The sequence below is a fragment of the Rathayibacter sp. CAU 1779 genome (genome assembly GCF_054551755.1).
Genome location: NZ_JBTOLK010000006.1, coordinates 50,997 through 71,515, shown reverse-complemented (window position 1 = coordinate 71,515; position 20,519 = coordinate 50,997). Strand labels below are relative to the sequence as shown.

Below are 20,519 nucleotides of genomic sequence, written 5' to 3'. Positions count from 1 at the left end.
GGATGGGACTCGGATGATCATGACAGCTCTGTTATATTAGCGCTGTGACATCGTTCGAGCTGCCCGAAGAACCAACCCGCCCCCGCGCCATCGCCGAACTCCCCAGCGCGTGGCGTCCGCTCCGTGCGCTGCAGCAGCGGATGGACGACGGCATCGCCGCTGCCTACACGACACTCGGCATCGAGGGCGTGCCCACGCGGTTCAGCGCTGCGCTGATGTTCCTCGAAGACGGTGCCATGAGCATCCGCGACCTCGCCGAGCGTTGCGGCGTGACGCACTCGGCGATGAGCCAGTCGGTGGCGGCGATGCGCAAGTCCGGGCTCGTCGCCTCCGAACCGGGAGAGGATGCTCGCTCCCGCATCATCTCGCTCACCTCTCGCGGCCGCGAGGTGGCGCCCCAGCTCTGGAGCGAGTGGTACGCGACGGAACGCGCGGTGAAGGAAGTCGCTGATGAGGTCGGAGTTTCGTTGGATGACGTCGTCTCGTCGATGAGCGCAGCGCTCGACCGCGAGCCCTTCACCGATCGTCTGCTGCGCCACATGCGCGAGCACCGCGCGTGAGGCGTCATCACCGCTGGTTGAGCCTGTCGAAACCAGCGCTCGAAGAACCGGGTTTCGACAAGCTCAACCGGCGGTACCTGGAGCTCAACCGGCGGTACCTGGAGCTCAACCGGCGGTACCTGGAGCTCAACCGGCGGCATCCGGAGTTCAACCCGCGGGCGGGGGTGCGCTCGTGAGCCTGCGCGACCATCTCGTCGACATCCGTCCGCTGCGCGAGATCCCGGCGTTCCGTGCGTTCTGGATCGGCACCACGATCAATGGATTCGGATCCCAGCTCAGCTCGTTCGCACTCCTCTATTACGTGTGGGAGCTGTCGCACTCGGCGCTCATCGTCGGCCTCACCGGTGTCGTGCGCGCGGTGCCGATCGTGGTCGGCGGGCTCGTGGGCGGCATCCTCGCGGATCGGATGAATCGCCGCACGCTCCTGCTGGCCACTCGCGTCATCCAGCTGGTCAGCGCCGTGGCGCTCGCCGTCGTCGTCTTCGCCGGATGGGCCAACGTGCCGATCATCTTCGTCTTCACGGCGATCGGATCCGGGCTCGGATCCATCGCCTTCCCCGCCGCGCAGACCTTTGCGCCGCGACTGCTCGACGGCGAGCGCCTCAGTGGCGGACTGGCGCTCATGCGCCTGTCGTCCCAGGTCGCCGCGCTCGCCGGACCGTTCGCCGCCGGCCTCATCGTCGCGCAGTGGGGTGTCGCCGTGTGCCTCGCGGTCGACGCCGTGACGTTCATCGCGTCCCTGTGGGGCATCGGCGCCCTGCCGAAGGATGCCGCCATGCCGGAGGCCGCAGCTGGCGACGGCAAGGAGGGGCGCGGCATCCTCTCGTCCGTGAAGTTCCTGTTCCGCACGCCGGTGCTTCTCGGCGCATTCGCGACGGATCTCAACGCCATGGTCCTCGCCATGCCCGTCGCCCTCTTCCCCGTGATCAACGCCGAACGCTTCGGCGGATCGCCCGCCACGCTGGGGCTCATGGTTCCCGCGATCGGGCTGGGCGGCATCCTCGCCGGAGTGCTCTCCGGACGCATCACCAAGCAGCCCCGCCAGGGTGTCGTCATGGTGGTCAGCTGCGGCATCTGGGGCGCAGGGGTCGCGCTCTTCGGGCTCAGCGGATGGCTGCCGCTCGCCCTGCTCGGCCTCGTGATCGCCGGCGCCGCCGACACCGGCACGGTCGTCAGCCGTGGCACGATCGTGCAGCGAACGACTCCGGATGCCCTCCGCGGCCGCATGAACTCGCTCGACTTCCTCGTCGGCGCCGGTGGCCCCAGCCTCGGCGACCTGCGTGCCGGCAGCATCGCGTCGCTCACCTCCGGATCGATCAGCGCCTGGCTCGGCGGCATCGCCTGTGTCATCGGCGCCGGGGTGATCGGCGCGGCGATCCCGAGCCTGCGATCGTGGCGAGCGGATGCGCCGGATCTGAATGCCGATGCCTCCGCCGCCGTTCCTGCCGGGGACGCTGCGTCGTAGCCCGCGCGTGCTGCGGACGAACACGGATCTCCTCCGTGTGAAGAAGTGCGGCAATTCTGCGCGACACGCCGCTCGCAGCCTCACACCGACGGTGTGTCGCGCAGAACTGCCGCTGCTCGGCACGCGCGCGGATGCGCATCCGTCGCACCGTAGAATTGGGATACCGGGCGCGAGTCGCAGGCATTCGCCCGCTGCGCCGGATCCCCATCCTTCAGGAGCATCCCCCAGGAGCCTTCACGTGGCATTGATCGTGCAGAAGTACGGCGGCTCATCCGTTGCCGACCCCGAGAGCATCAAGCGGGTCGCGAAGCGCATCGTCGAGACGCGCAAGGCGGGCAACGAGGTCGTCGTCGCCGTCAGCGCCATGGGCGACACGACCGACGAGCTGATCGATCTCGCGCACGAGGTGACGCCGATCCCTGAGCCCCGAGAGCTCGACATGCTGCTCACCGCAGGCGAGCGCATCTCGATGGCGCTGCTGGCGATGGCGATCAAGTCCATGGGCTATGACGCCCGCTCGTTCACCGGCAGCCAGGCAGGCATGATCACGGATGCTCGCCACGGCGCCGCCCGCATCGTCGACGTCACGCCCGGCCGCATCCGTGAGGCACTCGACGAGGGCGCCATCGTCATCGTCGCCGGGTTCCAGGGCTTCAGCCGGGAGTCGCGAGACATCACGACTCTGGGCCGTGGCGGATCCGACACCACGGCCGTCGCACTGGCGGCCGCGCTGGATGCGTCGGTCTGCGAGATCTACACGGACGTCGACGGCGTGTTCACGTCCGATCCCCGCGTGGTGCCGCTGGCCAAGAAGATCGACCACATCACGAGCGAAGAGATGCTCGAGCTGGCAGCGGCAGGGGCGAAGGTGCTGCACATCCGCGCCGTCGAGTATGCGCGCCGGCACGGCGTGACGCTGCACGTGCGGTCGTCGTTCAACAACACCGAGGGCACGTACGTGCTCAACGAGTCATCCGACGACTACGCCGAGCGGGTCGCGGCACTGCAGGAGAAGCAGCAAGAAAGAGGCGGGAAAGTGGAAGAGCCGATCATCGCGGGAGTCGCCACCGACTTGAGCGAGGCCAAGATCACGATCGTCGGTGTGCCCGACGTTCCCGGCAAGGCCGCTCAGATCTTCAAGATCGTCGCGAAGACCAACGCCAACATCGACATGATCGTGCAGAACGTGTCCGCGGCCGCCACCAGCCTCACCGACATCTCGTTCACGCTGCCGAAGGGCGACGGACAGCGGGTGCTCCAGGCGCTGCGCGCCGAGCAGCCGGATGTCGGCTTCCAGTCGTTGCAGTACGACGACCAGATCGGCAAGCTGGCGCTCGTCGGCGCAGGCATGCGGTCGAACGCCGGCGTGTCGGCCGCGTTGTTCGAGGCGCTGTTCACGGCGGGCATCAACATCGAGATGATCTCCACGAGCGAGATCCGCATCTCGGTCGTGACCCGTGCCGACACCGTGGCCGAGGCTGCGCGTGTCGTGCACAATGCCTTCGGACTGGATGCGGAGACGCAAGCCGTCGTCTATGCCGGCACCGGTCGGTAGCGCGCCGGCTGCGCAGGCAGCTTCATCCGCGTCCGCATCGCTCGGACGCCTCTCCCGCGATCGGTTCGCAGGCACCAACGTGCTGATCACCGGTGCCAGCGACGGAATCGGGCTCGAGATCGCGCGGTGGATCGCCTCAGCAGGCGGTCGCATCCTCATGCCGGTGCGCAATCGCGTGAAGGGGGAGGGCGCGGCTGCGCGCATCCGCGAGTCCGTTCCGGATGCACGCATCACCCTGTACGACCTCGACCTCGCCGACCTCGGGTCGACGCGTGAGCTGGCCGAGGTGCTCCGCGCGGAAGGGGAGCCGATCCAGCACTACGTGATGAACGCCGGGATCGTGCTGCTCGGCGACCGCGCGCGGCACGTCACCGCGGACGGCTTCGAACTGCACTTTCAGACGAACTTTCTGGGGCACGTTGCGCTGACGGAGGGCATCCTGCCTCTGCTGGAGGCGGGGCGGGCACGCGTCGCGGCACAGGCCAGCCTCGAGGGGGCACACGGCGGTCTCGCGTGGGACGACCTTCAGGGTGAGCGAAGCTACGGTCCGCTGAGCGCATACCGCATGTCCAAGATCGCGTTGGGACTCTATGCGACCGAACTGCAACGGCGAGACGGCGCCGCGCGGGGAATCTCAGTGCGGCTGTGTCATCCAGGAGTCGCCCCGGCGACGGCGATCGCGGCGCCCATTCGGGCGCTGCTTCCGCGCGCAGCCGTCGATGCGGTCACCAGGAGTCTCGGCAACAGCGCACGCCAGGGTGCGCTGACGGCGGTGGCTGCCCTGGCCGCGGATGCTCCCGCTCCCGCCATGTATGCGCCATCGCGCTGGTTCGGAGTGTCCGGACCGCCACGACGCAGACCGTTGTTCCGCACCATGGCGGATGCCGCAGAGGCACAGCGCATCTGGAACATCGCGTTCGCCCTGCTCGGTGATTCTGCGTCCTGAGCGCGCGCGACCAGTCGGCGCCGACCTAGTAGCCGACCGTTCGCCGTTCAGCTCCAGCGCGCTACTGCGCCGTGTATCCGCCGTCCACGAGGTGCTGCGATCCGGTGATGAAGGCCGCGCGGTCGGACAGCAGGAACGTCACGAGCTCCGCGACCTCCTCGGCCGTGCCGAGGCGTCCGATCGGGTGCAGTCCGACCAGCGCGTCATATGCCTCTTTCGGCATGCCCTGCAGCAGCGGCGTGTCGATGTATCCAGGGTGCACCGAGTTGATGCGGATGCCCTGGCTCGCCACCTGCAACGCCGTCGCCTTGGTCATGCCGGCCACGCCATGCTTCGCCGTGACGTACGGGATGGCCAGCGGTGTTCCGACGAGTCCGAGGATGGACGACGTGTTCACGATCGCCCCGCCGCCCGCTTTGAGCAGCTCCGGGATCTCGTACTTCATCCCATAGAACACCGAGTGCAGGTTCACGTCGATCAGCTTGAGGTAGCCGTCGATGTCGACATCCTGGATGGCGCCCTGCGGTCCGCCGATGCCAGCGTTGTTGAGTGCGTGCGTGAGTGATCCGAAGGCCTGCACCGTGGCATCCACGGCGCCCTTCACCTGCTCCGGGTCGCCGACGTCGACGCCGATCGCGATGGCGCGACCGCCCGCGGACGTGATCTCGTCGACGACCTGCTGGGCGGCATCCTCACGCAGATCCGCCACGCCGATCGCCGCGCCCTCCGACGCGAGCTTCAGCGCAACGGCCTTGCCGATGCCGGATGCCCCACCCGTGACGAGCGCGACCTTTCCGTCGAATTCGTGTGCCATTGTTCTTCCTTCCTGTTGCTTCCGCCGTGTCCGAGAACAGCGAATGTCTTCCTGAACAGCTGTAAAGCTGCCGTTGTGGCCGCGAAAGCGCGATCACTGCTGTTTCAGTCAGCGGCTGCGAAGTGACCGGTGCGGTCTGTTGTTCGGATACAGGTTCAGTTGTGCGGGACGCCGGCCACCAGGCCGCCGTCGATCACGAACTCGGCTCCGGTGGAGTAGCTGGCCTCGTCGGAGGCCAGGAACAGCACCAGCCTCGACACCTCCGCCGGCTGCGCGGCGCGACCGAGCGCGATCTGCAGGCTTTCGGCAGCGATATCCGTCGTCATCGGTGTCTCGATGAGTCCCGGGTGGATGGAGTTGACGCGGATGCCGGCGGCCCCGAGCTCGAGTGCCGCCGACTTCGTGATGCCCCGGACTCCGAACTTGGAGGCGACGTATCCGTGGAGCCCGACGGATCCGCGCAGCCCCTCCACGGATGACACGTTCACGATGGATCCGCTCGAGTGCTGCTTCATCACGGGGACCACGGCGCGCATGCCGTAGAAGACACCCGAGAGATTGATGTCCAGGATCTTCTGCCAGGCATCCGTCGGGAACGACTCCAGGGGAGCCCCGTTGGCGATGCCCGCGTTGTTCACCAGGATGTCCACGGTACCGAAGGCGTCGACGGCGCGCTGCACGGCATCCGTCCACTGATCGGGATCGGTCACGTCGAGGTGCACGAAGATCGCGTTGTCACCCAGCTCGGATGCCAGTGCCTGACCGTCCGCGTCGAGAACGTCGGCGATCACCACCTTCGCCCCCTCTGCGACGAGTGTGCGCACGTGGCTCGCGCCCATGCCGCGGGATCCGCCCGACACGATCGCGACCTTGCCGGCGACCCGGCCTGCCTGTTCTGCCATGTTCATTTCCTTTCCTTGGACGTTGAAGTCATCGGCACCGCCAACAGCGACTGTCGTCAGCAACAGCGGAAAAGCTGCTGTTGCGGCCGCGAGAGCGCGGACCCTGCTGTTTTCATGACGTCGATCCTTCGGAGTCGGGTCTGTTGAATCGCAGCAGCGCCGTCGCGAAGTCGGCGATCTGCGCGTCGGTCCAGGACGACATCCGCTCCGCCGTCTCGGCACGGAGCTGCGCGATCGTGGACTCGAACATCGTGTGGCCGAGCTCGGTGAGCTCGAGGGGACGTCCGCGGCCGGGGGAGTCGACCACCCGCACAAGGCCGAGGTCGACGAGCCGGTCGAGCTGGCGTGAGACCGTCGAGCGATTCAGTGCGAAGGCGGTGGCGACATCCGTCGAGCGGATGCCTGGCCGCTCGGCCAGGTACGCCATGATCGACTGCTCGGCCTCGGTGAGATCCGGTCCCTCGGAGTGCGCCTCGATGACGCGGGCGCTGATCACGCCACGCCGGGACACGACGATGAGCTCGTGCAGGATGCGCGCGACGGCTTCGCCGCGCTCGCCGCGATCCTGTGCGACCGCGTTCGACTCGATCATTCCGATCGCCCCCTCGATGTCTCGAGCCTACGTCGCTGTGTTGCGTTTTGCAACACAGTACGCTGCGGGTGAACGGATGCCCATGGCCGGGGCGCGCACTCAGCCCATCCTCGGCAGTTTCCTTCTCCCGACCGTGCCCGTTCCTTCTCCCGACCGTGCCCGTTCCTTCTCCCGACAGTGCTTGTTTCTCCTCTCGACAGTGCTTGTTTCTCCTCTCGACAGTGCACGTTCCTCCTCTCGACAGTGCACGTTCCTCGCGCCGACGGTGCCCATAGCCTCGACCGAGCATTCGCTGTTCGAGAGAGCACGTTCGTGATCCGAAGGGCTCGAGCGTGAGCGAGTCGCCGGGTCGTGTTACCGTCGCGCCATGCCCCGGCCGAAACCCCTTGCCACCCCGCACATCGACCGCTTCGAGCTGTTCGACCTCACGGATGCCGCTCCCTCCGATCTCCGCCCGCACTCGGTCAACGAGGCGGTCGCCTTCGCTTCGCCGCACGATCCGCACGTGCTCGAAGGGACCGATCTACCGGGAATCGAGCTGTCGGAGTGCCTGCTGTCGGGGCTGGATCTCAGCGATGTGCGGATGATCGACTCGCGCCTGCGGGAGACGCGACTGGACGGCGTGACGGCATCGGTTCTGGCCGCACAGGGCGGTGACTGGCGGGATGTCGAGGTGCTCGGTTCGCGCCTCGGCGCCGTGGAGTTGTACGAGAGCGTCTGGCATTCGGTGCGGCTGCACGGATGCAAGCTCGGGTTCGTGAACCTGCGGGCATCCGAGCTCGTCGATGTCGTGTTCGAGGACTGCACGATCGACGAGCTCGACCTGGGCGACGCGAAGGCGACGCGTCTCGCGTTCCCGGGATGTCGCATCGGCGTTCTCGAGGCCTCCCACGCCCGTCTCGTCGACGTCGACCTGCGGGGCGCCGAACTCGAGCAGGTGCGCGGCGTCGCATCCCTGCGGGGCGCGGTCGTCTCGTTCGATCAGCTTCTGGGGCTCGCGCCGGCGCTGGCTGGTGAGTTGGGCATCCGCGTGGAGTGAGCGAGCCGGGGTGTCAGCGGCTGAAGTCGCTCAGGACGGTCGCGTACTGCGCGTAGCCTGCGGCGGTGGGGTGGAAGGCGTCGAGTCCGCTGAGCACGAACCAGGGCTTGGCGCTGTTCACGCCGTGGCCGATGAACGAGACATCGACGAAGTGGATGTCCGTGCCCGCCTCGCGCTGTTTCGCGACCGCCTTCTCGATGGTCGCGTCGAGCGAGGCGACGGCGGCGTCGACGGCGATGGCAGCGGAGACCTGGTCGGATCCGATCGTCTTCTCGGTGATCGTCGGCAGGTCGTAGAACAACGGATAGTCGGCGACCAGGATGCGCGCGTGCGGCGCCGCCTGCGCGATCGCCTTGTACGTCTTCTCGAGTTTCGCCGGCAGCGTCTTGAGCAGTGAAACCGAGGTGGCCACCGCGGCCTTGCACGTGCTTGTCTCGCCGCGCGCGCACGCAGAGGGCAGCGCCGAAACACTGAGGTCGTTGCCGCCGATAGTGATGGTCACGAGATCGACCTGCGGATCCAGTGAAGTGATCTGCGTCGACAGCACATCCTTCGTGGTCGCGCCCGAACACGCGACGAAACGTGCCAGCTTGATGGTCTTCGCCTTCGCCAGCTGCTGTGGAAACGCGTTCGGACTCCGCAGGCAGCGGCCCGTCTCGTTCCCGCCGCCCATTCCGGCCGAGTACGAGTCGCCGAGCGCGGCGTACCGCAAGGGATCGGCCGCCGACGGTGCGCGCATCGTCGAGGTCACGGACGGCTGCGGGGTCGCCGTCGCGGTCGGTGTCGACTCGGCACCGGATGCCTGCGACTCGCTTCGACCCGAGGCTGAGCAGCCCGTGAGCACGAGGGCCACGAGCCCGAGCGCGCAGGCGGCCACGCGGAGACGGGGCGTCGGGTTTCGTCTGCGCATCCTGCGAGGGTAGTTCAGAGGCCCGCGGGTGCCGTGGAAGGCTGCTGAGTCGCAGCTGGACACGGGTGTGTCTGACAATTCGCTGCCGGCTGCGGTGCGCTCGGCACCCTCCGAATTGTCAGACACGCCCTGGTTCGAGGCGCTGGACGCGGAATCCCGTGTCCGCAGGTGAAGCCGCTTCGTTCGCACGCAGGCGCTCGGCCGCGCGGCGGACGCGCTCGACCGTCACGTCCGCGAGGGTGTCGAATCCGGCGGCAGCGGCCTCCGAACCCTGGCCTAGCCGCTCGTCCAGCTGCACGAGCAGGAAGCGACGCCGACCGCCGTCGTCCGCGTTCTGCTCCATGACGGCCTGGGCCGTCGTACCGGATCCGGCGAAGAAGTCCAGCACGAGATCGTCGCCAGACGTCGTGACCGCGATGAGCGTGCGCAGCAGCGAGACCGGCTTCGGGTTGTCGAAGAGGCGGTGCATGCCGAGCTCGTCGAGATCACGCTGACCCGTGATCGTGTTCGGCCCGATGATCACATCCTTCATCGTCATGCCGTCCACATCGCGCACCTTGGTGCGGATCCGGAGAGTCCCGCCCGAGACGTCGAACTCGAGCTCGTCGTGCTCGGCGAGCACGCGCGTGCGGCTCCAGCGCCAGGCGTGCCAGTCGAGTCCCGGCCGGTGGTTGCGGTGCGGCATCGCGGTGAGGAATCCGTCGAACGCGGTGTCGTCGTCGACATCCGTGACGCGTACCTCTCCCGTGCCGGGGTGGAAATGGATACGGAACACCATCGTCGGTGCGGTGCCCTCGTTGAACCGCGAGTTGGTGTTGTACAGCTCGTTCTTCGTGACGTACGCGCCCTTCGCGTCGTGCTTCACCTCGTATCCGGGACTGCGGTAGACGGTCGGCATGAGGGCGTGGAAATCGGAGGCGGATCCGCGGAAGCGGGCGACGGCATCCGCATTCCGCGCGAAGCAGAGGATGTACTCGTGCGTGCCGGCCGGACCGCCGTCGGAGATCTGCCTGCCCTTCAGATTGCTGACCCACACGATGGTGGACAGCACGTTGCGGGCGCCGAAGACCTCGGCGAGCAGGAGCTTCAGCTGCGCTACCTCATTGCCGTCGATGCTGACGAAGCCCACGCCGTCGTCGGCGAGCAGGTCGCGTGCCAGCAGCAGCCGGGGGTACATCATGCTGAGCCAGTCCGAGTGGAGGTGGCCACCGGCATCCGCTCCGAGGGGAGGATCGATCTGCGGGTCATCGACGGCATCGCCGCTCAGTGCGAGCGCGTCGGCGGGGCCATCGTCGATGTGGCCGTCGATGTCGCGGTCGGTGTCGTCGGTCACGTCTTCAGGGCGGCCGTTGCGTTCTCGGAACGCGCGCACGCCCACGCTGAAGTCGTCGTGATACACGAAGTCGTTGCGCGTGTTGTATGGCGGGTCGATGTAGATGAGCTTCACGGCGCCGGCGTAGCGCGGGCGCAGCAGCTTGAGCGCCTCGAGGTTGTCGCCGGCGATGATCAGGTTGCCGGATGCTCCGCCGTGGCCGGCTTTGTCGTCGTCCGCCGCACCTGCGGATGTCGTGTCGCCAGGCGAGGCGACGCCGGCCGCGGGGGTCGTGCCGTCAGTCGATGTCGCGATGCCGGCCGATGCGATGCCGGTCGCGAAAGCGACGCCACCTGCGGATGTCGCGTCGAACGACGCCGCATAATCTTCGCGCAGCCTGGTTGTCGCCGTCGTGTTCGCACTCATGGCGGCGGCGCGTTTGCCAGGCCACTCGAGGCGGTAACGCTCGCGGGGACCGTCGACGACGTCGTCCGAGAGCGCTTGACGGAGGAGGTCGAAGTCGATCGCGCGACGCACCTCGCCCGATGCGTCGGAGAACTCGGTGACCACGTCGGGGAAGAGAGCCGCGATGGCGTCGATGTTGTGGGCGAGGCGATCGACGGGAAGATCCGGGGCGGAGTGCTCGACGGGGCCTTGAGTGAAGTCCGCGCCGGGACGGACCTGGGCAGGGCTGTCGGGGCCGTTCTCGCGTGGGTCAGAGATATTCATGCGTCTCCTCGCGTAGACGATCTCGGTCCAGCATCTCGGCTCCTCGTATCGTGCGATTCACACCCTAGCGCGAACCCTGGCCGCAGGATATGCTGATATGTATGCGCACCACCATATTGCTGCCTGATGAGCTCTACCGAGCCACCAAGCGGCGCGCAACCGAAGAGGGCCGCACCATGACCTCGTTCATCGAGGAGGCCCTGCGCGCTCAACTCGCGGCGTTGCCGGAATCGCACACTCCGTTCCGTATCGACGTCTTCGACGGCGGAGGGCCCGCCGTCGGCGTCGATCTCAGTTCCAATGCGGAGCTGCTCGAGCGCATGGAGTCATGAACGCATGAAGATGGTCGACGTGAACGTGCTCGTCACCGCCCACCGAGCGGGCGCGCCGCATCACGAGGAGCTCGTGGTGTGGCTCGAGAAGGCGGTGAACGACCCGGCGCCGCTTGCCATCACGGATGCCGTGCTCGCCGGCTTCGTGCGAATCGTGACGCATCCGCGGATCTTTCCCGTGCCGACCCCGCTGGACACCGCACTCGCGCAGGCGACGGCGCTGCGCGAGTCGCCGGGAACCCTCATCGTGCAACCGGGCGCGAGTGCCTGGGACATCTTCACGTCGCTGTGCGTGCGCGGAAACGCGAAAGGCAATCTCGCGGCCGATGCGATGCACGCGGCTGTCGCCCTCGAAGCCGGCGCAACCTGGGTGACGCTGGACCGGGATTTCGCACGCTTCCCGGGGCTCGTTGTCGAGTCGCCGCTGGATGTCTGAAGCGTGTGTGCCGGTTGAAGCGTCTGCGTAGGCTGAGTCGTCAGCGTCGGTCAGGCTTCGACGCGATCGCGGCTCGATGGGATCGCGCGGTTCGATGGATGGCGCGGTTGGATCGGATGGCGCGGCCCTTGGACCTCGGCGATGGAGCCTCAGTCGCGCGGACGCAGGCGCAGTCCGGACATGCCGCCGTCCACCTCGATGGCCGTGCCCGTCGTGGAGCCGGCGGCGGGGCTGGCGAGGTAGGCGACGGCATCCGCGATCTCGTCGGCGGCGACGAGACGGCCGTGCGGCTGTCGCGCCTCCAGCGCGGCGCGCTCCGCGGCCGGATCCGGGGCGGAGTCGAGCAGACGGCCCACCCACGGAGTGTCGGCGGTGCCCGGGCTGACGGCGTTGACGCGGATGCCCTCGGCCAGGTGATCCGCCGCCATCGCACGGGTGAGCGACAGCACGGCACCCTTCGACGCCGAGTACAGAGCACGCTGGGGCAGTCCGGCCGTCGCCGCGATGGATGCCGTGTTCACGATCGCGGCGGACGGCGAGTTCCGCAGGTGGGGGAGCGCCGCCCGCGAGACACGTGCCATGCCGACGACGTTGACGTCGAGCACGCGCAGCCACTCGTCATCCGGGTTCGCCGCGACGTCGCCCTGCGCCCCGATGCCTGCGTTGTTCACGACGATGTCGATGCGTCCGAACTCGTCGACCACCCGCTGCACGCCGGCGACGACCGTCGCATCGTCGCGCACGTCGACGCGTACGGCGAGGTCGGCGTCCGCCGCATCGGGGGCGAGGTCGAAGACCGCGACGCGTGCACCGTCGGCGCGCAGCCTGCGGGCGATCGCGGCACCGATGCCGGATGCGCCTCCCGTGACGATCGCGACGAGTCCGGTGAAGTCGGTCATGGTGGTCCTTTCGGGAGGCTGCGCGGCAGCGGTGCGAACGTCCGAGGTATCGCGTGCGATGAACCCCGCCGTTGGCGATTCTCGCACGGATCCGAACGATTGACAGCCTAAACATCCGATGTTTAGGCTGAGGTCTGCATCTGCCCGCTTCCCACCCTCGAAACGTCAGAAAATGCGGCTCCCGGCTCGTGTCGAGCGCGATTTCTGACTTCTCGCGGACGGCCCGCCGGCCTCGATCCCGACCGAAGGAACACATGAGCACGATCGTCGCCGTCGACACACGGGACGTGCGCTTCCCGACCTCGCTCTCGCTCGACGGGTCGGATGCCATGAATCCCGATCCCGACTACTCCGCCGCCTACGTGAGCATCCGCACGGATGACGCGGACGGCCTCACCGGCGACGCCTTCGTGTTCACCATCGGACGCGGCAACGACGTGCAGGTGGCAGCGCTGAACACGCTGCGCGGACACCTGATCGGACTGGACGTCGAGGAACTGCTCGCGGACATGGGCGCGGCATCCCGCCTCTTCATGCACGATTCGCAGTTGCGCTGGCTGGGCCCGGAGAAGGGTGTCATGCACATGGCGATCGGCGCCGTGGTGAACGCGCTCTGGGATCTCCGTGCCAAGCGCGCGGGCGAACCCCTGTGGCTGCACCTCGCGCGGCTCAGCTCCGAGGAACTCGTCTCGCTCGTCGACTTCCGCTATCTCACCGATGCGCTCACGCCCGAGGAAGCCCTGGAGATCCTGCGCGCGGCGGAGCCGGGTCGCGAGGAACGGATCGCCGAGCTCCTCGAGGTGGGGTATCCGGCGTACACGACGACTCCCGGATGGCTCGGCTACTCCGACGAGAAGCTCGCCCGGCTCTGCCGTGAGGCAGTCGAGGCGGGCTTCGGCCAGGTGAAGCTGAAGGTGGGCGCGGACCTGGAAGACGACATCCGACGTTTCCGCATCGCTCGCGAGGTGCTCGGTGCCGGATATCCGATCGCGATGGACGCCAACCAGCGCTGGGGCGTGCAGGAGGCCATCGACTGGGTGGGGGCGCTCGCCGAGTTCGACCCCGCCTGGATCGAAGAGCCTACGAGTCCCGACGACATCCTCGGCCACGCCGCCATCGCACGCGGTGTCGCTCCGGTGCGTGTCGCGACGGGTGAGCACGTGCAGAACCGCATCGTGTTCAAGCAGATGCTCCAGGCGGACGCCCTGCAGGTGATGCAGATCGACGCCGCACGAGTCGGCGGTGTCAACGAGAACATCGCCAACCTGCTGCTGGCCGCCAAATTCGGCGTTCCGGTGTGCCCGCACGCGGGTGGCGTTGGCCTTTGCGAGGCGGTGCAGCATCTCTCGATGTTCGACTTCGTCGCGGTGACCGGCACCATGGACGGCCGGATGATCGAGTACGTCGACCACCTGCACGAGCACTTCGTCACCCCGGTGGTCCTGGAGAAGGGACGCTACGTCACGCCGACCGCGCCCGGCGCCGGCACCGAGATGTTGCCGTCGTCGCTCGACGAGTTCGAGTGGCACGAGCCCCAGCCGCAGGCGCGCGCATGAGCCATGACCCCAACCGCGGGCGGGACGACCCCGACCGTGGGGTGGGCGACCCCGACCGTGGGTTGAGCTCGTCGAAACCCGGCACCGAGCGCCCTCGACTTGTTCTCGACGACGTGCTGCCGCTCGGGTACGGATCAGCATCCCTCGGCAACCTGTACCACGCGGTGAGCGACGAGACAGCGGCCGAAGCGCTGGATGCTGCGTGGCTGGGCGGAATCCGCTACTACGACACGGCTCCGCACTACGGCCTGGGGCTGAGCGAACGACGCCTTGGCGCGTTCCTGCGCGAGAAGCCGCGGGACGAGTTCGTGATATCGACGAAGGTCGGACGTCTGCTGGAGCCGAATCCGGCGTTCGCAGGCGGACGGGATCTCGCTCATCAGTTCGACGTGCCCGACGATCTGGTGAGGCGCTTCGATCCGAGCGAGGCGGGCATCCGCCGCAGCCTCGAGGATTCGCTGGAGCGACTTGGGCTCGACCGCGTCGACATCCTGTACCTGCACGACCCGGACGCGTATGACCTCGAGCGGGGGCTTCGCGATGGGCTGCCCGCCCTGGCGAAGCTGCGCGACGAGGGACTCGTGTCGCAGATCGGCATCGGCGTGAACGACGCGGCGGTCGCCGCCCGAGCGGTCCGCGAAGGGGACCTCGACCTCGTGATGATCGCCGGGCGCTACACGCTTCTCGAGCAGCCTGCGCTCGACGAACTGTTCCCCGCCTGCCGGGAGCGCGGCACGCGGATCGTCGCCGCGGCCGTCTACAACTCTGGTCTGCTCGCCACCTCGACGCCCGCAGCGGATGCCACGTACAACTACGCCGCTGCGCCCCCGGAGATCATCGAGCGGGCACGCGAGCTCGCCAGGGTCTGCGCCGAGTTCGGAGTCGAGCTGCCTGCGGCCGCGCTGCAGTATCCGTTGCGGGATCCGCTCGTCGCATCGGTCGTCGTCGGAACGGCGAACCCCGACTCCGTGCGCAAGAACCTCGACCGATTCACGGCCGAGATCCCGGACGTGCTGTGGGCGGCGCTGGCCGAACGAGGCCTCATCCCGGCGTGAGCCGAGGTTCCGGTTGTGTGGTCGAGCGGCATTTCGCGCCGACACGCCGCGATCGCGTGGACGACACGCGCCCACCCTGCGTGAGTGCCGCAGGAGCAAACTGAGCAACTGACGGGACGGTGCTCCCCGCGGCCAATCAGCGAGCCGGGTCACTCGGCGTGCGCGTCACTCGGCGAGGGCGTAGAAGCGCCATGCCGTTCCCGCCTCGATGGAGGCGACGCCGTCGGCGTCGACCCCTGCGGCGATCGCCGCGCTCCGCACCCGCCCGCGCCAGGCGGCGAACGTTCCGGTCGCGCCGGTCAACGCGCTGACCGGCCAGTCGCTGCCGAGCATCGCGCGATCCGGCCCGAACGCCGTGATCGCGTGCTCCAGGAATGCGCCCGCGTGAGCGTCCAGTGCAGCGGAATCGGATGCCTCTGCCGCCAGCCCGCTCAGCTTCACGTGTGCCAAGGGGAGGCGTGCCATCCGGTCGATCGCGTGCGCCCAGGCGCGCCCCTCCCGCGATTCGATCCCGGCGTCGACGGGCGGCTTGCCGACGTGGTCCAGCACGACGGCGAGCTCGGGGACCTCCTCGAGCAGGTCCACCGCGTTGGCGAGCTGCGGATGCCGCACGCAGAGATCGAACGTCAGCCCGCGTTGCGACAGCATCCGCAGTCCGTCGAGGAGGGCACTGCGGCTCGCCCGGTTGCGGAGCAACTCACCGGGCTCGTCCTGCAGAAGGTGACGGATGCCGTGCACGCCGACCCGGCGTGGCTTCGGCCGCCGGACGCCTGCGTCCAAGCCAGCACTCCGCTGGTTGAGCTCGCCGAAGCCTTCACTCCGCCGGTTGAGCGTGTCGAAACCAGCTTTGGACGCGGCAGGCTTCGACACCCTCGACCCGGGGTCGGACAGCACCGCCAGCGCATCGAGGTGGCGCTCCAGGGCTGAGCCGGAGCGCAGGTCTGCATCGGCGACGATCGCGGCCAGCTCGGGCCACGCATCCGCGAGTCCGAGCACCCAGCGCACTTCGTCGAGCGCCTGATCGGGCCGGCAGCCGGCCTGCACGAAGACCATGAACGTGGTGGCGTAGGTCTTGGCGGGGCCGTCGCCATCGGGGCGATCGTCATCGGCACGGCCACCGTCGGCGTCACGTCGATCGGTGTCACCGCGGTCGGCGCCGCCCCGATCGGTGCCCCCACGGTCGATATCCGCCGGGAGGAACGCGCGCTGCAGCGCTGGGGCATCCGCCAGCCACGGGTAGTCGAGGCGTGCGGGATCCCACACGTGGACGTGCGCATCCACCACTCCGACAGCGACGTCGGTACGGGCGTTCAATCGAGGCCCATGTCGGCGATCGTGACGTCGTGGTCGGCGGTCCGCTGTTCCTCCAGTCGCCAGACCTGTCCGAGCGGCGTGTAACCGGCATCGCCGTCGGGCCCGAAGAAGTCGTCAACGAAGACGCCGATGCGGTGCTGCCAGCGCTTGTCGGCGTCATCCGCTCGGATCACGCGCATCGACGCCTCGAAGTCCTCGCATTCCACGAGGTGGAACAGCCGGTCGCCGGAACGCCAGATCGTCCAGTCGCGGATGCCGGCCCGATCGAACAGGTCGCGCAGCTCGCCGGGAACTCGGGCGTGCTCCCTCAGGTAGTCGTCGACGGCTCCCGGAAGGAGTGTGGAATGCAGTGCGATTCTCATGAGACTCCGATCGTCATGGCGCTGGCGAAAACGGTGAGCCGATCGTGGCGTCGAGCGCCTCGCGGAGCCATTCCTCGATGCCGGCGATGTGGGTGAGTGCGTGAGCGGATGCCAGTTCCGCGTCGCGCCCTCGCAAGGCGGCCAGGATGGCGCGATGCTCCGCGATCGTGCGGTCCGTCGCGTCCTGCTGGGTGAGACCGCGCCAGATGCGTGCGCGAACCGTGTTGCCCGAGATGGACTCGATCAGCTGGGCGAGGTAGTCGTTGCCGCAGGATTCGACGATCGCGCGGTGGAACTCCAGGTCGTGCTGCACCAGGGCCTCGATGCCCGCGTCCGAGTCGGTGTTGTCGATGAGGCCGGCGATGGCATCCAACTGCCCGTCGGTGATGCGCGTCGCGGCGAGCCTGGTCGCGGCGGGTTCCAGGATGCGGCGCACCCCGAAGATCTCCAGCACGGATCGGTCGTCGTGCAGGTCGATGACGAAGGAGAGTGCCTCCAGCAGCAGGCGGGGCTCGAGGCTCGTGACGTAGGTGCCGTCGCCGCGACGCACGTCGAGCACGCGGATCACCTCGAGCGCCTTGACCGCCTCGCGCAGCGACGAGCGGGAGAGCCCGAGACTCTCGCTCAGCTCCTTCTCCGGAGGAAGACGATCACCGGGCGACAGGCGCCCGCTCGTGATCATCTCCTTGATCTTGAGGATCGCCTCATCGGTCACGGCCATACGCGATGGTACCGCGAGGCGGGCGCAGACATCCGATGTCTGTCGTGTGCGGTCCAGCGGCAATCCGTCGCGACACGCCGCGGATGCCACGGGCCATGCCGACCGCGCTCGCGAAATGCCGCAGGAGCGCACCGCCCTCGTGGGGCGCACTCCGTGGTCCGCCCACTCTGCGACAATGGATGGTCAAACCCCTCGATGGCGACGGTGGGCGCCGCCCGCCTGCCGTGTGCGCATCGGCTGAGCAGGCATCCGCACACACATAAGGAATTCCCATGGGCAACGGATTCACCGTAGGCATCGTCGGCGCAACCGGTCAGGTCGGCACGGTGATGCGGCGCATTCTGGTCGAACGGGACTTCCCGGTGGAGAAGCTGCGTCTCTTCGCGACATCGCGTTCGGCCGGTACGACCCTGGAATTCCGCGGCGAGGAGATCGTCGTCGAAGACGTCGAGACCGCCGACTTCTCCGGCATCGACATCGCCCTGTTCTCGGCCGGTGCAACCGGCAGTCGCGCCTACGCGCCGAAGTTCGCCGAGGCCGGTGCGATCGTCGTCGACAACTCCAGCGCGTGGCGCATGGATCCGGCCGTTCCGCTCGTCGTGAGCGAAGTCAACCCGCACGCGATCGCCGAGGCGAGCCCCGCCGCAGGTGGACGCGGCATCATCGCCAACCCGAACTGCACGACCATGGCCGCCATGCCCGTTCTCAAGGTGCTGGACGCCGAGGCCGGACTTCAGCGCCTTATCGTCAGCACATACCAGGCCGTCAGCGGCTCCGGCCTGGCCGGCGCGCAGGAGCTGGCGGAGCAGGCGGAGGCGGCCGTGGCCTCCGGTCACCTGCTCGACCTCGTGCACGACGGTTCCGCCCTCGAACTGCCGGAGCCGGTGAAGTACGTGCGTCCGATTGCGTTCGACGTCATCCCCCTCGCCGGCTCGATCGTCGACGACGGGCTGGGCGAGACCGACGAAGAGAAGAAGCTGCGCAACGAGAGTCGCAAGATCCTCGAACTGCCCGATTTGCTGGTGAGCGGCACGTGCGTGCGCGTGCCGGTCTTCACGGGACACTCGCTGTCGATCAACGCCGAGTTCGCGCGTCCGATCAACCCCGAGCGCGCCACGGAACTGCTCAGGGATGCCCCAGGAGTCGTGCTCGCGGACGTCCCGACCCCGCTCCAGGCGGCGGGTACCGACCCGAGCTACGTCGGACGCATCCGTCAGGACGAGGGCGTGCCCGAGGGTCGCGGACTCGCGCTGTTCATCGCGGACGACAACCTGCGCAAGGGTGCGGCCCTCAATGCGGTGCAGATCGCGGAGCTCATCGCTGCAGACCTGAAGGCTGCCGCGCCCGTCGTCGCTGGTTGAGCCTGCGGCCGCGGTTCCGGCGCGTCGCGAAGCGACGTGACGGCCGTGCGCTGGGGAGCCAAACCTGTTCGTACCGCTGGCTGAGCCTGTACCGCTGACTCAACCAGCGGCTTCGCCTCGCTCAGGCGGCTCGCGTGTGACGTCGTCGCGGCCTGTCGGCCCGCGCTCGCTGACGCCTGACCTTCGCGACCGCACCGACGGCGATCGCCGCGGCCGCGACGATCGCCGGGTACACGAGGTTCGCTCCGGCGAGCAGGAGCAGGCCCAACACGAGCACGCACGAGAGCACGGACATCCACCAGCCGAGGCTGCGCCGGGGAAGCAGCACGACCGCGCTTGCGACGCCCATGCCGTAGATGGCCGCGGCGATGCTCGTGTGCACGAGGATCACGGGCTGCAGGTCGGGGATCCACGCCACGATCGCGAAGTAGACGGCCATGACGGCTGCGCTCAGCAGCAGGCCGCGACGTGCGATGCCTCCGCGTTCCACGCCGTGTCCGAACCACGCGGGCAGGTCGCCGTCGCGGCCCATCGCGGCACCGAGCTTGCTGAACGCCGCGAAGTACGCGTTGAAGACGCCGACGACGACGATCACGGCGACGCACGCCACGACGAGACCCCAGCCGGGACCGAGTCCGATGGTCACGAGATCGAGGAGCGGCGCCTGGGTAGTCCCGACCCGAGGCCCGAGCACACCGACGACCACGGTCTGGATCGCGAGGTACGCGACCGCGACGATCACCAGGGCGAGTGCGGTGGCACGCGGGATGTCGCGTCGTGGCCGTGCGAATTCGCCCGCGATCCCGGCGACCGCCTCCCATCCCGCGAACGCCCAGACGTACAGGCTGATCGCGACCCCGACGCCGGCGGGCCCGTTCGAGAGCGCGGGCGTGAAGTTCTGCGGATGCGCGTGCGGCGCGGCCGCCGCGAGCGCAAGTACCAGGATGGCCATGAGCGCTGCACTGAGCACGAGTTGCACCCATCCGGCGAACCGCACGCCGAACACCGTCACGGCGACGGGAACGACGATGAGGGCAACGGCGATCGCGATCACCGTTCCGCGTCCGCCGCCGACGATCGCGACCACGTACTGGGCGGTCATGATCGCGGCGATCGGGGCGCCGATCGGGGTGCCGAAGTAGAACCAGTAACTGACGACGCGGGCCGCGGAGGGCCCGAATGCTCGGCGGGCGAAGGTGGCGACGCCACCGGCATCCGGATATCTGGTGGACAGTGCGGCGAACGTGGACGCGAGCGGTATCGAGATCACGGCGAGCGCGGCGACCGCGATGATCGCTCCGGGGCCGGCGGCGCGCGCGGCGAGTGCTGGGAGCAGCAGGATGCCGGTGCCCAGCACCGCGGCGACGTACAGCGCCGTGCCCTGCGCGAGGCCGATGCCGCTGCGGTCCCCGGGACCGGCAGCCTCTCGGCCCGCGTCGGCGGCGACCTCGACGGAGTCCGTTCCGCGGGCGGTCCGGGACTCCTTGTGCGCCCGCGTTCCGTGCGAGCGGCCGGATGCGACGGATCCGTTTCCGGGTGTGCTCTCGGCTGTCATCGCCCCAGTCTCGGGTCGACGGCCGACAGCAAGCGCGCCGAAACCGGGGTAGTGACCGCATGTTGACGGAGGTTGTCCGGATCTCGTCTGCGCCGGCGGGGCAT

General features: G+C 68.4%; 21 protein-coding genes. 11 read left to right on the top strand and 10 right to left on the bottom strand.

Annotated elements, in window-relative coordinates; genetic code table 11:
* Nucleotides 1–44 precede the first annotated feature (44 nt).
* The 5 genes from ACX9R5_RS18530 to ACX9R5_RS18510 all read left to right on the top strand — a co-directional run bounded on the left by ACX9R5_RS18530 (nucleotide 45) and on the right by ACX9R5_RS18510 (nucleotide 4,526).
* Nucleotides 45–560, top strand: a complete 516-nt coding sequence (locus ACX9R5_RS18530) for a MarR family winged helix-turn-helix transcriptional regulator (protein ID WP_459410540.1) — start codon at nucleotides 45–47, stop codon at nucleotides 558–560.
* 17 nt (nucleotides 561–577) lie between these two features.
* Complete coding sequence (locus tag ACX9R5_RS18525) at nucleotides 578–736, top strand: hypothetical protein (protein ID WP_459410539.1); 159 nt, start codon at nucleotides 578–580, stop codon at nucleotides 734–736.
* Nucleotides 733–2,025, top strand: a complete 1,293-nt coding sequence (locus ACX9R5_RS18520; RefSeq protein WP_459410538.1) for an MFS transporter — start codon at nucleotides 733–735, stop codon at nucleotides 2,023–2,025. The genes ACX9R5_RS18525 and ACX9R5_RS18520 overlap by 4 nt, the downstream gene beginning before the upstream one ends.
* Before the next feature lie 238 nt (nucleotides 2,026–2,263).
* On the top strand, nucleotides 2,264–3,580 hold the full coding sequence (locus ACX9R5_RS18515) for an aspartate kinase (RefSeq protein ID WP_459410537.1): 1,317 nt from the start codon (nucleotides 2,264–2,266) through the stop codon (nucleotides 3,578–3,580).
* Complete coding sequence (locus ACX9R5_RS18510) at nucleotides 3,561–4,526, top strand: SDR family NAD(P)-dependent oxidoreductase (protein WP_459410536.1); 966 nt, start codon at nucleotides 3,561–3,563, stop codon at nucleotides 4,524–4,526. Before ACX9R5_RS18515 ends, ACX9R5_RS18510 begins: the two co-directional genes overlap by 20 nt.
* Nucleotides 4,527–4,587: 61 nt before the next feature.
* Here the strand turns inward: ACX9R5_RS18510 and ACX9R5_RS18505 are convergent, their stop codons facing one another.
* The 3 genes from ACX9R5_RS18505 to ACX9R5_RS18495 form a co-directional block, all read right to left on the bottom strand.
* Entirely contained in the window at nucleotides 4,588–5,340 is a 753-nt protein-coding gene (locus tag ACX9R5_RS18505) for an SDR family NAD(P)-dependent oxidoreductase (protein ID WP_459410535.1), read from the bottom strand.
* Between the two features lie 155 nt (nucleotides 5,341–5,495).
* Nucleotides 5,496–6,242: a glucose 1-dehydrogenase gene (locus tag ACX9R5_RS18500; protein ID WP_459410534.1), complete on the bottom strand. Its 747-nt coding sequence runs from the start codon at nucleotides 6,240–6,242 to the stop codon at nucleotides 5,496–5,498.
* 112 nt (nucleotides 6,243–6,354) lie between these two features.
* A complete protein-coding gene (locus ACX9R5_RS18495; RefSeq protein ID WP_459410533.1) occupies nucleotides 6,355–6,834 on the bottom strand; it encodes a MarR family winged helix-turn-helix transcriptional regulator in 480 nt (159 codons plus the stop codon).
* 367 nt (nucleotides 6,835–7,201) lie between these two features.
* On the opposite strand from ACX9R5_RS18495, the gene ACX9R5_RS18490 reads away from it, so the two are divergent.
* Complete coding sequence (locus ACX9R5_RS18490) at nucleotides 7,202–7,873, top strand: pentapeptide repeat-containing protein (protein WP_459410532.1); 672 nt, start codon at nucleotides 7,202–7,204, stop codon at nucleotides 7,871–7,873.
* A gap of 13 nt (nucleotides 7,874–7,886) precedes the next feature.
* On the opposite strand, the gene ACX9R5_RS18485 is transcribed toward ACX9R5_RS18490, so the two are convergent.
* Together ACX9R5_RS18485 and ACX9R5_RS18480 are read right to left on the bottom strand one after the other, a co-directional pair.
* Nucleotides 7,887–8,783 (bottom strand): SGNH/GDSL hydrolase family protein, encoded by an 897-nt coding sequence (locus ACX9R5_RS18485; RefSeq protein ID WP_459410531.1) that lies wholly within the window; start codon nucleotides 8,781–8,783, stop codon nucleotides 7,887–7,889.
* Between the two features lie 118 nt (nucleotides 8,784–8,901).
* Nucleotides 8,902–10,824: a site-specific DNA-methyltransferase gene (locus ACX9R5_RS18480; RefSeq protein WP_459410530.1), complete on the bottom strand. Its 1,923-nt coding sequence runs from the start codon at nucleotides 10,822–10,824 to the stop codon at nucleotides 8,902–8,904.
* Nucleotides 10,825–10,925: 101 nt separating this feature from the next.
* Between ACX9R5_RS18480 and ACX9R5_RS18475 the strand changes: the two genes are divergently transcribed.
* On the top strand, nucleotides 10,926–11,156 hold the full coding sequence (locus ACX9R5_RS18475) for a ribbon-helix-helix domain-containing protein (RefSeq protein WP_459410529.1): 231 nt from the start codon (nucleotides 10,926–10,928) through the stop codon (nucleotides 11,154–11,156).
* 4 nt (nucleotides 11,157–11,160) lie between these two features.
* A complete protein-coding gene (locus tag ACX9R5_RS18470) occupies nucleotides 11,161–11,592 on the top strand; it encodes a TA system VapC family ribonuclease toxin (RefSeq protein WP_459410528.1) in 432 nt (143 codons plus the stop codon).
* Nucleotides 11,593–11,741: 149 nt separating this feature from the next.
* Here ACX9R5_RS18470 and ACX9R5_RS18465 read toward each other — a convergent pair whose 3' ends face one another.
* Nucleotides 11,742–12,491, bottom strand: coding sequence for an SDR family NAD(P)-dependent oxidoreductase (locus tag ACX9R5_RS18465; RefSeq protein WP_459410527.1), 750 nt, complete (start codon nucleotides 12,489–12,491; stop codon nucleotides 11,742–11,744).
* 254 nt (nucleotides 12,492–12,745) lie between these two features.
* Here ACX9R5_RS18465 and ACX9R5_RS18460 point away from each other — a divergent pair, with 254 nt between their 5' ends.
* Both ACX9R5_RS18460 and ACX9R5_RS18455 read left to right on the top strand, forming a co-directional pair.
* The gene (locus ACX9R5_RS18460; RefSeq protein WP_459410526.1) at nucleotides 12,746–14,047 is read left to right on the top strand and encodes an L-fuconate dehydratase; all 1,302 of its coding nucleotides are present in this window, start codon (nucleotides 12,746–12,748) and stop codon (nucleotides 14,045–14,047) included.
* A complete protein-coding gene (locus tag ACX9R5_RS18455; RefSeq protein WP_459410525.1) occupies nucleotides 14,044–15,102 on the top strand; it encodes an aldo/keto reductase in 1,059 nt (352 codons plus the stop codon). The genes ACX9R5_RS18460 and ACX9R5_RS18455 overlap by 4 nt, the downstream gene beginning before the upstream one ends.
* A gap of 165 nt (nucleotides 15,103–15,267) precedes the next feature.
* Here ACX9R5_RS18455 and ACX9R5_RS18450 read toward each other — a convergent pair whose 3' ends face one another.
* Genes ACX9R5_RS18450 through ACX9R5_RS18440 form a run of 3 tightly spaced genes read right to left on the bottom strand, consistent with a single transcriptional unit; the run spans nucleotide 15,268 to nucleotide 17,499 of the window.
* Nucleotides 15,268–16,416 carry an amidohydrolase family protein gene (locus ACX9R5_RS18450; protein ID WP_459410524.1) on the bottom strand — a complete coding sequence of 383 codons (1,149 nt, stop codon included), beginning with the start codon at nucleotides 16,414–16,416 and terminating at the stop codon, nucleotides 15,268–15,270.
* Nucleotides 16,413–16,778, bottom strand: coding sequence for an L-rhamnose mutarotase (locus ACX9R5_RS18445; protein ID WP_459410523.1), 366 nt, complete (start codon nucleotides 16,776–16,778; stop codon nucleotides 16,413–16,415). Before ACX9R5_RS18445 ends, ACX9R5_RS18450 begins: the two co-directional genes overlap by 4 nt.
* A gap of 13 nt (nucleotides 16,779–16,791) precedes the next feature.
* The gene (locus ACX9R5_RS18440) at nucleotides 16,792–17,499 is read right to left on the bottom strand and encodes a FadR/GntR family transcriptional regulator (protein WP_459410522.1); all 708 of its coding nucleotides are present in this window, start codon (nucleotides 17,497–17,499) and stop codon (nucleotides 16,792–16,794) included.
* Nucleotides 17,500–17,771: 272 nt separating this feature from the next.
* Between ACX9R5_RS18440 and ACX9R5_RS18435 the strand changes: the two genes are divergently transcribed.
* Nucleotides 17,772–18,860, top strand: coding sequence for an aspartate-semialdehyde dehydrogenase (locus tag ACX9R5_RS18435; protein ID WP_459410521.1), 1,089 nt, complete (start codon nucleotides 17,772–17,774; stop codon nucleotides 18,858–18,860).
* A gap of 121 nt (nucleotides 18,861–18,981) precedes the next feature.
* Here ACX9R5_RS18435 and ACX9R5_RS18430 read toward each other — a convergent pair whose 3' ends face one another.
* Nucleotides 18,982–20,415 carry an APC family permease gene (locus tag ACX9R5_RS18430; protein ID WP_459410520.1) on the bottom strand — a complete coding sequence of 478 codons (1,434 nt, stop codon included), beginning with the start codon at nucleotides 20,413–20,415 and terminating at the stop codon, nucleotides 18,982–18,984.
* Between the last annotated feature and the right edge of the window lie 104 nt (nucleotides 20,416–20,519).

Coding starts and splice junctions, on each gene's coding strand:
- ACX9R5_RS18470 (WP_459410528.1), top strand. CDS start 11,161: ATGAAGATGGTCGACGTGAACGTGCTCGTCACCGCCCACCGAGCGGGC.
- ACX9R5_RS18475 (WP_459410529.1), top strand. CDS start 10,926: ATGCGCACCACCATATTGCTGCCTGATGAGCTCTACCGAGCCACCAAG.
- ACX9R5_RS18440 (WP_459410522.1), bottom strand. CDS start 17,499: ATGGCCGTGACCGATGAGGCGATCCTCAAGATCAAGGAGATGATCACG.
- ACX9R5_RS18505 (WP_459410535.1), bottom strand. CDS start 5,340: ATGGCACACGAATTCGACGGAAAGGTCGCGCTCGTCACGGGTGGGGCA.
- ACX9R5_RS18460 (WP_459410526.1), top strand. CDS start 12,746: ATGAGCACGATCGTCGCCGTCGACACACGGGACGTGCGCTTCCCGACC.
- ACX9R5_RS18490 (WP_459410532.1), top strand. CDS start 7,202: ATGCCCCGGCCGAAACCCCTTGCCACCCCGCACATCGACCGCTTCGAG.
- ACX9R5_RS18455 (WP_459410525.1), top strand. CDS start 14,044: ATGAGCCATGACCCCAACCGCGGGCGGGACGACCCCGACCGTGGGGTG.
- ACX9R5_RS18465 (WP_459410527.1), bottom strand. CDS start 12,491: ATGACCGACTTCACCGGACTCGTCGCGATCGTCACGGGAGGCGCATCC.
- ACX9R5_RS18480 (WP_459410530.1), bottom strand. CDS start 10,824: ATGAATATCTCTGACCCACGCGAGAACGGCCCCGACAGCCCTGCCCAG.
- ACX9R5_RS18435 (WP_459410521.1), top strand. CDS start 17,772: ATGGGCAACGGATTCACCGTAGGCATCGTCGGCGCAACCGGTCAGGTC.
- ACX9R5_RS18430 (WP_459410520.1), bottom strand. CDS start 20,415: ATGACAGCCGAGAGCACACCCGGAAACGGATCCGTCGCATCCGGCCGC.
- ACX9R5_RS18445 (WP_459410523.1), bottom strand. CDS start 16,778: ATGAGAATCGCACTGCATTCCACACTCCTTCCGGGAGCCGTCGACGAC.
- ACX9R5_RS18495 (WP_459410533.1), bottom strand. CDS start 6,834: ATGATCGAGTCGAACGCGGTCGCACAGGATCGCGGCGAGCGCGGCGAA.
- ACX9R5_RS18500 (WP_459410534.1), bottom strand. CDS start 6,242: ATGGCAGAACAGGCAGGCCGGGTCGCCGGCAAGGTCGCGATCGTGTCG.
- ACX9R5_RS18510 (WP_459410536.1), top strand. CDS start 3,561: ATGCCGGCACCGGTCGGTAGCGCGCCGGCTGCGCAGGCAGCTTCATCC.
- ACX9R5_RS18485 (WP_459410531.1), bottom strand. CDS start 8,783: ATGCGCAGACGAAACCCGACGCCCCGTCTCCGCGTGGCCGCCTGCGCG.